Source organism: Bacteroidales bacterium, assembly GCA_029210725.1.
Classification (GTDB): Bacteria; Bacteroidota; Bacteroidia; order Bacteroidales.
On record JARGFM010000005.1, the window covers coordinates 101307 to 114478 of the forward strand.

Here is a 13172-nt window from a genome sequence, read left to right on the forward strand (position 1 = left end):
ACGGCCTGCCAGGCTAGGAAAATCGATTGCCCGGATATCCGATATCCACCAGGAACAGTCCCTGTGCCGGAGCAGACGAGCTTGCTTTACCACGATCCTTTGCCTCCACAATCTTCTTAAAAGCATCTGCATCCAGTTTTCCAAGGCCTACGTCCAGAAGGGTGCCCGTTAAGGATCTTACCATATTCCGAAGGAAACGGTCTGCTGTTATTTCAAATACATAACCATTCTCCACCTCATTCCATAAGGCACGGATCAGCTTGCAGTTATTCGTTTTCACATCCGTGTGCAACTTTGCAAAACTTGTAAAGTCAGAGTTTTCGAGGATTATTTGACAGCAGTGTCGAATCGACTCCGTATCCAGCTCTCCGTAGACATAATGACAGTAATTCCGCTGGAAAAGCGGTTTTATGGATGAAATATGGTACTGATAGGTCCGGTATAGGGCTGAAAAACGGGCATGCATATCCTCCTGGACTGGAAAAATCTTATAGACTACAATATCGGGAGGAAGAAAACGGTTCAGTTTGAAGAGGAAGCGATCAGACGATGGATCGGGATCGGCCGAAGAGCCGGACCCGGTTATAAGCATCTCCGGCTTCAGATCAAAGTGGGCCATAAAGTATGTGGCGTGAACGCCAGCATCAGTCCGCCCGGCGCCGGTTACAGCTGTCTTTTTTTTTAATAATATGGACAGGGCATGTTCAAGCACCTTCTGCACCGTGGGTTTATCGGGCTGTATCTGCCAGCCGTAATAATCACTGCCGTCATAGGCCATATGTATAAAATACCTGCTCATGCATCGTTGTTCCGTGGATAAATTTACCCTTTTCTTAACATTTTTTAACCCCCACTTCCTTTCGATTGGTAAATTTCGCTGCTATTTTTGTTCTCCGCGAATGGGACAGGATTAACAATATGATTATTAACATAAAAGAATCCATCATATGAGTCAGGACATAAACATTAAAGAACTCAACGAACGGATAAAGAAAGAGAGTGAATTTGTGGACTTGATTACCCTGGAGATCCAGAAGGTAATTATCGGACAGAAGGGATTGGTTGACCGCCTGCTTATCGGATTGCTCTCCGACGGACATATCCTTCTGGAAGGGGTTCCCGGACTGGCTAAGACTTTGGCCATCAGTACACTTTCGCAAACCATAGACGCTTCATTCAGCAGAATCCAGTTTACTCCCGATCTCCTGCCGGCCGATTTGTTGGGTACCATGATATACAGTCAGAAAAAGGAGGAATTTGTGGTGAAGAAAGGTCCTGTTTTTGCCAACCTGATCCTGGCCGATGAGATCAACCGCTCCCCGGCCAAGGTGCAGAGCGCCTTGCTGGAAGCCATGCAGGAGAAGCAGGTGACCATCGGGGACACCACCTATAAACTGGAACGCCCCTTTCTGGTGATGGCCACTCAAAATCCCATTGAGCAGGAGGGAACCTATCCCTTGCCGGAGGCGCAGGTGGACCGGTTTATGATGAAGGTGGTGGTCAATTATCCCGGAAGGGAAGAGGAGCGGCTGATTGTAAGGGAAAATCTTGCCAGTGAGTTTCCTGTTGCCAGCAGCATCTTAAAGCCATCCGATATCATGAAGGCTCGCGAGGTGGTGAAGGAAGTATATCTGGATGAGAAAATTGAAAACTATATCCTGGATATTGTATTTGCCACCCGCGAACCCAGGGAAGCCGGACTGGCACAATTTGTGCCGCTGATTCAATACGGTGGTTCTCCAAGAGCCAGTATCAATCTGGCCAGGGCCGCAAAGGCATATGCATTTATAAAACGAAGGGGTTATGTGGTTCCGGAAGATATCCGGGCGATCTGTCATGACGTGATGAGGCACCGTATTGGTTTGACCTATGAAGCCGAGGCGGAGAATATTAGCACGGAGAATATCATCTCTGAGATTCTTAATCATGTGGAGGTGCCCTAAACGGATCATCTTATGAGAAGCCTTTCCCCATACATCTTATTGCTTGCCAGTTTCCTGTGGTTTTCACCCGGAAACATAGAGGGGCAATCCATGATCGGACTGAGCAAGGAGGAGGTGCGTGTACTGGTGAAAAACAAGCATAAGGAGTTCAGGAAAGACCATTCGGTAGTAAACCAGCAGTTCAACTATCTGAAGTTTGTAAACGGACTTAAAACGCGAACCTGGATCCTCTATTTTAATAAGGAGGATATTTGTAAGAGTACTAAGCTGGTATGTGACTACGGGGAATTTGATGAGGTACTAGAAGAGTTAAACGGGGTATATGAAAAGACCGGGGAATTGGAATGGGCCTATAAACTGAAGCGTGATATGATATATGTAACGCTGACACGGCAGGAATGGTATTTTACTGTAAGAGAAGCAAGGAAATAATAGGTGGAAGCAAAAGATCTTATAAAGAAGGTAAGGAAAATCGAGATCAAGACCCGGGGCCTCTCCCGGCAGATTTTTGCCGGGGAGTATCACAGCGCTTTCAAGGGCAGGGGCATGACCTTTTCTGAAGTGAGAGAGTACCAGTATGGCGACGATATCAGAAGCATTGACTGGAATGTGACCGCCCGTTTCAACCACCCCTATGTAAAGGTATTTGAAGAGGAGCGGGAGTTGACCGTGATGCTGCTGATCGATGTAAGCGGATCCGGCGATTTTGGCACGCAGGAACTATTGAAGCGCGGACTGATCACGGAGATCGCTGCAGTTCTCTCCTTCTCTGCCATAGCGAATAATGATAAGATCGGAGTGATCCTGTTCAGTGACCGGATTGAAAAGTTTATCCCGCCTCAGAAAGGCAGGAAACACATACTGAGGATTATCCGTGAACTGCTCGAATACAAACCGGAAAGCCAGGGGACCGATATCTCGGAGAGTCTTAGATTCCTGACCAATGCCATTAAGAAACGGTGTACAGCTTTCCTTATTTCCGATTTCAGGGACAAGGGATACGCCCGCTCCCTGCAGATTGCAAATAATAAACACGATGTAGCAGCCCTCCATGTTTACGACAGACGTGAAACTTCACTTCCGGCAGTTGGTCTTCTCAGGGTTCTGGATGCCGAAACGGGTAAGGAACGCTGGATCGATACCTCCAGCCGGAAATTAAGGGAAAGTTATGCCATAAAGTGGGAGAGCCATCGGGAAATGATGAAGGAGATATTTTCAAGGGCCGGTGTGGACTCGGTATCGATCCGCACGGGTGAAGACTATGTAAAACCCCTCATAGGCCTGTTTAAACAACGCTGATATGTTTATTGTAAGGGCCATAAGAGAAAGCAAAGGACTTCTGATAAGCAGTCTGTTCCTGCTGCTGAACCTGCCGGCGGAGGGGCAGCTCATCAGGGTGCAATCGCTGCTTAGCAGGGACTCGCTAATGATCGGGGACCAGATCGAGTATACCCTTCGTGTTGATGCCGATAGTGCGGTGGATTTTATTCTGCCTGCAATTTCAGATACTCTGAACCGTGCCCTGGAAGTGCTATCCCCGCTCTCCTCAGATACCATAGTGTCGGGGGACCGAAAGGTGGTGGAGCAAAGCTATCTGATAACGGTATTCGAACCGGGATTGCAGATGGTGCCTTCGCAGGAGGTTATCTATATGAGGGGTGCTTTGCCCGATACGGCCAGAAGCATGCCTTTAGTACTCCGTGTTTATGCACCGGAGGTAGACACTGCCGGGCAGATTAAGCCCATCAAACCTCCTGTCAATACGCCGCTCACCCTGAGAGAAGTGCTTCCCTGGGCAGCTGCAGGATTGGGAGGACTGTTGCTTGTCGGGGCAGTCGTTTGGCTGCTGCTGCGTTTTTTAAAAAGGAAGAAGGATCCGGAAGGGCAGATGCAAAAGTCGCAGGAACCTGCCCATATTATTGCATTCAGGGAGCTGGACAGACTGAAGAATGAGAAGATATGGGCCAGGGGCCTGGTAAAAGAGTATTATACCAGACTGACGGAGATCACCAGGCGGTATATTGAGAGGCAATATGGCATTGCGGCCATGGAGAGCACCACAGAGGAGATACTTTACGCCTTCAGAAAGGTCAATCTGGAAGACAAGCTGCTTGAAGAGATGCTCAGTGAATTGCTGGAGCTTGCCGACCTGGTTAAATTTGCCAGAGAGGATCCCCTTCCTTTAGATAATCAGACGCATCTGAACAATGTCTATTTTTTTGTACAGAAAACCTATCCGCTTTTTTATCGTCAGGAAGAAAAACAAGAAGACCGTCCATGAGCAGTATTGAATTTGCATATCCGGCTTTCTTCTATGCCCTGGTGCTGATCCCTTTGATGCTGGCCTGGTATCTCTGGAGAGGAAGAAAAGGAAGTGCACCCATGAAATTATCCGGATTTGAAAACCTGGACGAACGCCTCGGATCTTACAGGATCTGGCTGAGGCATCTCCTGGCTTTTCTCAGAATGGCTGTTGTTACATTGATCATTGTTGTGCTGGCCAGGCCACAGTCGTCCAACCAGTGGGAACAGGTTACCACGGAAGGAATAGATATTGTTCTCTGTATGGATGTGTCGGGGAGCATGCAGGCCATGGATTTCAGGCCCAACAGGCTGGAGGCTTCAAAAAATGTAGGGATTGAATTTGTGAATGCCAGGCAGGATGACCGCTTTGGACTGGTCGTTTTTGCAGGTGAGAGTTTTACCCAGTGCCCTATGACCACAGACAGGGCGGTGGTCGTAAACTTCCTGAACGAGATAGACTTTGGAGTGATCGAAGATGGGACTGCCATTGGAATGGGACTGGCTACTGCAGTGAATCGTATCAAAGAGAGCAAAGCGAGAAGCAAGGTAATCATTCTGCTGACCGATGGAGTTAATAACAGTGGGGACGTGGGGCCCGTAACAGCAGCAGAAATCGCAGCGGGTTTTGATATCAGGGTCTATACCATTGGCGTGGGCTCCAAAGGCACAGCCCCTGTTCCGGCTCAGGATATGTTCGGAAGGACGCTTACCAGGGATGTACCAGTTGAGATAGATGAAGAGGTTCTCCGGAAAATATCTGAAACTACGGGAGGAAGTTATTTCAGGGCGACAGATAATAACAAACTACGGGAGATTTACCAGGAGATTGATCAGCTGGAGAAGACCCGGCTGGATGTAAAACAGTTCAGCAAGAAAAAAGAAGAGTATTTCCCTTTCCTGCTGGCAGCCCTGATTCTGCTGTTAGCTGAAATCTTACTCAGATATACCATTTTCAGAACAATACCCTAAGGATGATCCAGTTTGCACATAAGGAAATATTATGGGTCCTGCTGGCCACGGGTCTAATGATTCTTGGCTATATACTTTTCTGGCAGCACCGCAAACGCGCATTGCGCAGAATGGGAGACCAGGACTTGCTCAGGGAGTTGATGCCGGACACTTCTGTCTGGGCACAGCACTGGAAATTCATCCTTCTGTTCACGGGTACGGTGCTGCTGATCATTGCTGCCTCCGGACCCCGCATAGGATCGAGACTGCAGGAAGTGGAGCACAAGGGGCGGGAGGTTATTATTGCCCTGGATGTATCCAACAGTATGCTGGCCGAAGATGTTTTGCCTTCCAGGCTTGAGCGGTCCAAGCAAATGATTAACAGGATGGTGGATCGCATGTCCAATGATAAGATCGGGCTGATTGTCTTTGCAGGTGAAGCCTATACACAAATCCCCATCACGGATGATTATCCCAGTGTAAAGATGTTTCTCTCAGGAGCAGGTCCGGATATGGTTTCTAAACAGGGCACCGCCATTGGTTCGGCCATCTATCTGGCCGCCCGTTCATTTTCCACGGAAGAGAGAGAGCTTCGTACCGGAGAGGGTGTGCCCAACCAGGCCATAGTGGTTATCACAGATGGTGAGAATCATGAGGATGATGCCGTGGGGGAGGCGGCTCAAGCCGCAGAAAAGGGGATTAAGGTATATACGGTTGGTTTGGGAGACCCCAACGGGGTTCCAGTACCTCTTTCTCCCGGCAGCAAGGCCACCAGGAGGGATCGCGACGGGAATGTGGTGGTAAGCAAGCTAAATGAAAGCTTATTGAAGGAGGTGGCCCAGGAGGGCCGCGGAGCCTATATACCAGGCGACCGGATCAACAATTTAATTGATGAACTGGATAAGCTGGAAAGGGCTGAACTGAAAACCCGGGTGTTTGCTGAGTTTGCCGAACGTTTTCAATACTTTGCCGGTTTTGCCCTCCTTTTCCTGGTGCTCGAATTCTTTCTTCGTTCCAGGAGAAGCTGGCTGCTTTTGCGACTGAATTTGTTTAAAACAGACGAAAAATAAAGCAGTATGAAAAGATCTGTTCTGACATTGGTGATGCTGACGGCGTTTATTCTTGTCTACGGGCAAAATGAACGAAAGGTGATTCGTGATGGTATCCGGGCTTACGGTGATGGCGAGTTCGAAGAAGCTGAAGTTCAGTTTCGCAAAGCTGAGAGTATCAACCAGGAGTCTTATGAAGCAGAATTTAACACGGGTGCCGCCTTATATAAGCAACAGAAATTTGAAGAGACGGTCAATCAGTTCGAATCCTTGCTTCAGGAGACAGGTGAGGATGAAAAGCTGGCTCAGATCTGGCACAATATCGGGAATAGTCTCCTCGAATCCCGGCAGTATGCTCCAAGCATTGAAGCCTATAAAAACAGCCTGCGGAAAAATCCTGCTGACCAGGATACCAGGTATAACCTGGCTTACGCCATGGAGAAGTTAAAGGAGCAGGAAAAGAACCAGGACCAGCAACAGCAGGAGCAGGAGAAGAACCGGGACCAGCAAGAACAGGACCAGCAACAGCAGGAGCAGGAAAAGAACCGGGACCAGCAAGAACAGGACCAGGAAAAGAACCAGGACCAGCAAGAACAGGATCAGGAAAAGAACCGGGACCAGCCGCAGACTCAACCCAGAGAGATATCCGAAGAGGATGCAGAGCGCTTGCTGAATGCTATTCAGCAGCAGGAAAAAGAGGTGAAGGAGAAGGTGGATGAGAAAAAAGCGGCGGCAGCCAAGGTAAAAACAGAAAAGGATTGGTAATTTCAGATCATGGGTAAAAACAGAATGGCATTTGTAACCGGGCTTACTTTTTTCAGCATGCTGCTGATTGCCCAGGATGTTGTATTCACTGCATCGGCACCATCGCCAGTACAGGTGGGCGAGCAGTTCCAGTATGTGATCGAGGGATCTGAACGGGCCGAAGTCAGGATGCCTGCCATCGATAATTTCGAGTTGCTGGCCGGACCATATTCATCTTACTCGTCTCATTCAAACTGGATCAACGGGAAGATGACTCAGAAAACCCTGGTCTCTTACACCTACGTATTCAGGGCGGTTCAGGAAGGCACATTTACCATTCCGGCCCTTGCTCTCAAAGTGGGCAGAAAGGAATACCTCACCAATGAAGTGGAAATTACGGTAACTACTGGCAGAACCGGTGCTGCGCAGGGATCTGCAGGACAGGCTGGCCGGGAAAGTACTGAGGATGGGGCAGAGGTGAATTCGTCATCGGATGAGCCAGTGTTCCTGAGAGTGATCCCTTCCAAAAAAGAGGTCTATATCGGGGAGCAGTTTGTTTCCGGCTTAAAGATCTTCACCCGGATAAATACCAGGCCCGGATCGGCTGCCAGTGATCTGCCTTATGAAGGTTTTTACAAGCAAAGCCTGGAACCCGATGCGAATGCGGCGCAGCAGGAGATCAACGGACAGGTATACGTAAGCCAGGTTATACACCGTCATATCCTGATCCCTCAGAAATCGGGCGATCTGGAAATTGCTCCCTATACATCTGATTGGATGATTCAGCAAAGAGTGGAGCGTCAGAGAAGTAACAATCCCATAGATGCTTTTTTCGACGACCCCTTCTTTAACAGCTATCAGGATGTGCCTGTCACCCTGGCAACTCTTCCGGTAAAGATCCATGTGAAACCTTTACCAGCAGGAGCGCCTGTGGGATTTACGGGTGCGGTGGGTGAATTCGACATGAAAGCTGAGCTCTCCGCCAGCGAGATTTCAGTCAATGAGGCTCTGAGTCTGAAAATCACTGTCAGCGGAGCTGGTAATATTCCCCTGATGGGTGAGCCGGAAGTAAACCTTCCGCCGGATCATGACCTGTATGATGTGACCCGGTCTCTCCAGATCAGCACAGCCGGGAACCGTATTTCCGGTTCGGTCACTTTTGAATATCCCATCATTGCCCGGCATGCGGGACGATTCAGGATTGCCCCGGTGCAATTTGCATGGTTTGATCCCCTTACAGGGTCTTACAAAACCACCTTAACTGAAGAATTCAGTTTCAACGTGCTCAAGGGGGAGATTGATGATAATACCGGGGAGGTATATGCGCCGGGCGTGGTCCGGGAAAATGTCAGGAATCTGGGAACGGATATCCGGGATATTTCCCGACTTAGCCCGGTGTTTAGCAAGGTGAACAGCTCTTTGTTTGGAACGGTCTGGTACAGATGGTTCTATCCGCTTTCCCTTCTGCTAACAGTGTTGCTTATAATCCTGATTCGCCTGATAGCCCGCAGAAATGCAGATTTATCCCTGGTACGCAACCGGAAAGCCGGCAGCCTGGCCCGTGCCGGTTTGAAGAAAGCGGATCGCTTCAGAAAAGCGGATGATCCGGACAGATTCTATGAAGAAATCGGGAAAGCCATCTGGGGCTACCTTTCTCATAAAATGAATATAGAGACCTCCGGACTTTCCAGGGAGGTGGTTCTGGAACAAATTACAAAACGTAAGGTTCCACAGGCACAGCAAAATGAATTGCTCCGAATTCTGGAGGAAAGCGAATTCTCAAGGTTTGCACCCACCTCTGAAAGAAGTGATATGAGCAGCCTTTACAAGGATGCTGCACAATTGATCAAGAATCTTGAAAACAGTCTGAAATGAAACGGGGATCCATATTTATCATTTTAACGTTTTTCTGGAGCTCTTTTCTGAAAGCCTCCGGAGATACCATTTTTCTTAGCGATATACCAGAGATTCAACTGGAACAGGCAGATACAGACTCGCTGTTTGACCATGCCAATGACCTGTATCAGCAAGGATTGTTCGAATCGGCTCTGGAAGAATATAATGCCGTGATCCTTAGCGGATTTGAGTCAGCCGATCTGTATTACAATATGGGCAATGCAGCCTATCGCGCAAACAGTATCGGTCACGCCATTCTCTATTATGAGAAAGCATTAAAAATGGAGCCTGCTCACGAAGATGCCCTTCACAACCTGGATTTTGTTTCACAATATCGCATGGATGCATTTGAAGAGGTGCCCAGCCTGTTTATTGGTATGTGGATCAGATGGTTTGTCCGGATTTTTCCTGAGCTGACATGGAGTCTCCTGGCCCTGGTGTTTTTTACGATCATCCTTGCCGGTCTTCTGATATTCCTGTTCTCCAGAAACATGAGTATAAAAAAAACCGGCTTCATCAGTGGTCTTATTGCTCTGCTGCTGTTTCTTATCGCCTTCTCCTCTGCGCTATCGAGACATCGCGATATTATCAGTCCGGATACAGGCATTATCCTGGCGCCATCGGTGGTTGTCCGAAGCTCTCCCAGCACCAGTGGAACAGAACTGTTTGTTTTGCATGAGGGAACAAAAATTAAGGTCAAGGAAGAAGTGTCCGGCTGGCAGAACATTAAGCTTATTGACGGACGAGAAGGCTGGATTATGTCTCAGGATTTTGAATCCATCTGAAAAAGCATCCTTTTAATAGATAATGGTGAATGGGCCCAGTTGTTCCGGTTTCATCTCCCTGAGTTCAATTCCTTCCACCCAGCTATAAGCGCTTCCTTCCCTGCACCAGTTTATAAAACGGGTACAAGGTTCCCTTTCTCCGCAGATCACTGCCCTGACCGTTCCACCAGGCAGGTTCTCTACCCAACCCTTCAGTTGCATGGCCCGGGCCTCTCTTCTGGCGGCAGCTCTGAATCCAACTCCCTGGACTCTTCCGGTAATGATAATCTCGAACTGACTGATCATATGAGTATGCTTGATCAAATTTAAAAGAATATTATAAACAAGCGTTGTCATCGCTTGTTTCAGGAAGAGTAAAAGTCCACCGAACATGAGACCTGTCCGAAACAACTGACTGAGTTTCTGCTCTCTTGCTTTCTTCTGCCTGATCGACGAGGGAGGGCCACTGGCGGGGCATGTTCCACCCTGGAAAAAACCTGACTCCAAAGAGATTATTTCCCGGATCAGGGCAGAATAAGGAGTGAGTGGAGGAGTTCATCCTCCAGGTCTGTGCTGATCACCATCAGATTTACTTTCTCACCTGGTCTTCCGGGTAGCTGAAGCTCCTGGTCTTTGAATATTCCCGTTGCTTTTTTTCTGGCAGGATCGATAAATCCGGCAATGGTTTCCGAGGATTTTCCGGCAAGGAACAGTTTTTCAACCCGGCTGTCAAGAACCTCCTTCTGTCTCATTTTCCAGCGCTTCTTAGCATGCCTGTTGAAGAATCGAACGAATCCCATATTGTTTATGGTGATCAGACTGTAGGGAAGCTCCTCCAGCACATGAACATACTGTTTCAGCTCCTTTTCAAACCTTAGCAGTTCCTGTTTTCTCTGAAGCCTGCTTACTTCAAGCTTCTTTTTTAAGTCCAGGGTGGCCAGACACAATTCTTCCTCCTGGCGGATCAGTTTCTTGTGCTGCTTCCTGGAAGCAAACTCCATTTCCTTTTCTTTGGAGATCTCGCTGGCCAGGTAGATCACTTTCTCCACCTCTCCGTACATATCGTTCACGGACAGGAAGGTGGCCCTGAACCATAACTCCTCTTCAAACTTGGAAATCATCTTTAACTGTCCCTGGAAGGCTTCCCCCCGGATCACATTCTCCCAGATCTCGCTGAATCGTTCCTGCTCGGCCGTGGAGAAGAAATCGAAAACGTTCATCCGGGCCAGCTCCATGATGGAGTATTTCAGGGATTCGCCAAACAGGCTGTTGGTTGACTGAAGCTTTCCGTCGGGAGAGAAGACGGCCTTGGCATTGAGGCGGTCGATGGCCTCGATCTGCCCTTCATAATCCAGGTCCTGCTTTTTCTGTTCGGTGGAATCAATAGCCAGAAATAGAATCTTCTCCACACTCCCGTCATCCTGCCTTACGCAGGTATATGTGGCCATACTCCAAAGGTCCTGGCCCATTTTGGTCACATGCTTCATATAGCCTTCAAAGTGCCTTCCCCCTTTTGATAATTCCTCCCAGAGTGAATCAAACCACTTGCGGTCCTTATCATGGATAAACGTGGAGATATGCTTTCCCTGAAGCTCTCTGTTCCCGGCATATCCCATCTTTTTCAGGAACCTCGTATTGGCATAGAGTAAAATGCCGTCCGCATTGTAATCGGCTCGCATCAGGGTATGGTTCACCGTATTGGTGAAACTGATAAAGATCTCGGCCTGCCTGGCCGCCTTCTCCTGGGCCAGCTTAAGGGCCTCCATGTTTTGTCTGACCTGCTCTTCCTGAATGAGGAGCTGGTCTGCCTGGGCCCGGGTCTCTTTCAAGAGCTGTTCTGTTTTCAGGTTGCTCTCCATGGTGCTGATGGTGGTGGCCAGATTCTCTGCCACACGCTGCACAAACTGGATTTTATACTCCTCCAGTCTGTTAAACGAGGCCATTTCAATGATCCCGAATACCTGGTCATTCCAGATCAGGGGTTCTATAAGAAGGAAGTTGGGATTCGCTTTACCCAGACCCGAAATCACGGCATAGGTCATGCTCTCCATATCCAGAGAGTGCTCACGCAGGATATCCCCGAATCTGGCCAGCCCTTCCGATATCCAGTTTCGCTGCCGGTCATCCAGGCGTCGTTGGCGTTCCAGTTCCCGGTTTCTTAAGAGCGAAGCCTTCAGTTCATTCAAAGTATCGGACAGGTTTTGATCGGTAAGATTCAACTCCATCTGGCTTTTAAGATCTCAGGCAATCAGCGCATTGGTGAATTGCCTGAACTCCTCATTTTTTGCTGTTTCCTGCCGGATCCTTTGTGCAAGCGTATCCATTTGCTTAAAGCACCAGCCGGCTATGCGGGCACCGAAGTACAGAGACGGAAGGGCAAGCAGGTCGAGCAGATAGAGAAGAGGCAGATCGTTGTGCAGACTGGCTATCAGACGGAATGAAAAGACTGCGTCACGGGCATAAAGCAGCAAAGCGTACTGGATGATTGTCAGGACCGCTCCCAGCACAAAAGCAATTGCACTGTAACGGATGATCATCTCCTTTTTATCCAGTTCTATCATCCACTGCTGCAGTAAGCACTAAATTTAGTTATTATTTTCTATTTTTACCGTCACTCTTGAAATGCACCTGACTATGCTTAGAATCCTGGTCGTTGATGATATTTATACCAATCGCTACCTGCTTTCCGAACTCATTAAGTTAACCGGAAATGAAGCTGTACAAGCCGAGAACGGGGAGGAGGCTATTGGAATTCTCAGGAACCAGGTGATTCACGTGGTATTTATGGATATTGAGATGCCGGTGATGAATGGCGTGGAAACAACCCGGTATATCCGGGAGGAACTGCCTTCGCCCCTGAATGCCATTCCGGTAATTGCACTTACCGCTCATAATCCGGATATGTTCTTCGAAGACTATACCGATGCCGGCTTTGATGAGCTGGTCACCAAGCCTTACTCCGTAGAAAAAATTAAGGCCAAGATCAGGGAGTTGGCCCCATAGGCTCCATTCAGAATGCTTTATGGATCAATCCCAATATCCTGGTAAGCGCAAGCTGGTCGACACTATTAAATGAAGCCGGTCGGTCCGAATCCACATCAAAGATGGCTGTGATCTCTCCCTGTTGATTGAAGACCGGCAGGGTGATCTCGGATCTGGACCGGGAGTCGCATGCGATATGCCCGGGGAAGGTATGGACATCCGGAACCACAACAGGGGCAGAGGCATTCAGGGAAGCCCAGCATACTCCCTTATTCTTCTCCAGTTCCTGGCAGGCCACCGGACCCTGGTAGGGTCCAACAATCAATCTGTCTGATTTGTACAGGTAAAACCCTGTCCAGAAGTAGTCATCCATCTTATGATGCAATACTGCACAGATGGTGGCCATCCTGGCCAGGGGATCCTCTGTTTTGGGAAGCAGTCCTTCCAGTTGCCTTTGGATCCGTAAATAGCGACCTGCTTTCTTTTTATCGTCCATTTATATTGGTTTTAATGGGTGCTCAAAAATAGGAATTATTATCTTT

15 protein-coding genes are annotated in these 13172 nt (G+C 48.5%); 10 read left to right on the forward strand and 5 right to left on the reverse strand.

Translation table 11 applies throughout. The features are described from left to right. Positions 1-13: 13 nt before the first annotated feature. The gene (gene truA / locus P1P86_04330; protein ID MDF1574403.1) at positions 14-799 is read right to left on the reverse strand and encodes a tRNA pseudouridine(38-40) synthase TruA; all 786 of its coding nucleotides are present in this window, start codon (positions 797-799) and stop codon (positions 14-16) included. Between the two features lie 148 nt (positions 800-947). On the opposite strand from truA, the gene P1P86_04335 reads away from it, so the two are divergent. Genes P1P86_04335 through P1P86_04375 form a run of 9 tightly spaced genes read left to right on the forward strand, consistent with a single transcriptional unit; the run spans position 948 to position 9669 of the window. Beyond that, entirely contained in the window at positions 948-1943 is a 996-nt protein-coding gene (locus P1P86_04335) for an AAA family ATPase (GenBank protein ID MDF1574404.1), read from the forward strand. 12 nt (positions 1944-1955) lie between these two features. Beyond that, positions 1956-2375 carry a hypothetical protein gene (locus P1P86_04340; protein MDF1574405.1) on the forward strand — a complete coding sequence of 140 codons (420 nt, stop codon included), beginning with the start codon at positions 1956-1958 and terminating at the stop codon, positions 2373-2375. 3 nt (positions 2376-2378) lie between these two features. Further along, positions 2379-3242 carry a DUF58 domain-containing protein gene (locus tag P1P86_04345; protein MDF1574406.1) on the forward strand — a complete coding sequence of 288 codons (864 nt, stop codon included), beginning with the start codon at positions 2379-2381 and terminating at the stop codon, positions 3240-3242. A gap of 1 nt (position 3243) precedes the next feature. Continuing rightward, the gene (locus tag P1P86_04350; GenBank protein ID MDF1574407.1) at positions 3244-4224 is read left to right on the forward strand and encodes a hypothetical protein; all 981 of its coding nucleotides are present in this window, start codon (positions 3244-3246) and stop codon (positions 4222-4224) included. Positions 4225-4229: 5 nt separating this feature from the next. Then, complete coding sequence (locus P1P86_04355) at positions 4230-5216, forward strand: VWA domain-containing protein (protein ID MDF1574408.1); 987 nt, start codon at positions 4230-4232, stop codon at positions 5214-5216. Positions 5217-5218: 2 nt separating this feature from the next. Beyond that, entirely contained in the window at positions 5219-6265 is a 1047-nt protein-coding gene (locus P1P86_04360; GenBank protein ID MDF1574409.1) for a VWA domain-containing protein, read from the forward strand. A gap of 6 nt (positions 6266-6271) precedes the next feature. After that, positions 6272-7009, forward strand: a complete 738-nt coding sequence (locus P1P86_04365; GenBank protein MDF1574410.1) for a hypothetical protein — start codon at positions 6272-6274, stop codon at positions 7007-7009. 9 nt (positions 7010-7018) lie between these two features. Further along, complete coding sequence (locus P1P86_04370) at positions 7019-8863, forward strand: BatD family protein (protein ID MDF1574411.1); 1845 nt, start codon at positions 7019-7021, stop codon at positions 8861-8863. Continuing rightward, complete coding sequence (locus tag P1P86_04375; protein ID MDF1574412.1) at positions 8860-9669, forward strand: SH3 domain-containing protein; 810 nt, start codon at positions 8860-8862, stop codon at positions 9667-9669. The genes P1P86_04370 and P1P86_04375 overlap by 4 nt, the downstream gene beginning before the upstream one ends. A gap of 12 nt (positions 9670-9681) precedes the next feature. Here P1P86_04375 and P1P86_04380 read toward each other — a convergent pair whose 3' ends face one another. The 3 genes from P1P86_04380 to P1P86_04390 form a co-directional block, all read right to left on the reverse strand. Next, on the reverse strand, positions 9682-9954 hold the full coding sequence (locus tag P1P86_04380) for an acylphosphatase (GenBank protein MDF1574413.1): 273 nt from the start codon (positions 9952-9954) through the stop codon (positions 9682-9684). 218 nt (positions 9955-10172) lie between these two features. Then, entirely contained in the window at positions 10173-11873 is a 1701-nt protein-coding gene (locus P1P86_04385; GenBank protein ID MDF1574414.1) for a PAS domain S-box protein, read from the reverse strand. A 15-nt stretch (positions 11874-11888) separates the two neighbouring features. Beyond that, positions 11889-12209 (reverse strand): hypothetical protein, encoded by a 321-nt coding sequence (locus P1P86_04390; GenBank protein ID MDF1574415.1) that lies wholly within the window; start codon positions 12207-12209, stop codon positions 11889-11891. A 73-nt stretch (positions 12210-12282) separates the two neighbouring features. Between P1P86_04390 and P1P86_04395 the strand changes: the two genes are divergently transcribed. Next, positions 12283-12651, forward strand: coding sequence for a response regulator (locus P1P86_04395; GenBank protein MDF1574416.1), 369 nt, complete (start codon positions 12283-12285; stop codon positions 12649-12651). Positions 12652-12658: 7 nt separating this feature from the next. On the opposite strand, the gene P1P86_04400 is transcribed toward P1P86_04395, so the two are convergent. Then, a complete protein-coding gene (locus P1P86_04400; GenBank protein MDF1574417.1) occupies positions 12659-13126 on the reverse strand; it encodes a GAF domain-containing protein in 468 nt (155 codons plus the stop codon). Positions 13127-13172 lie beyond the last annotated feature (46 nt).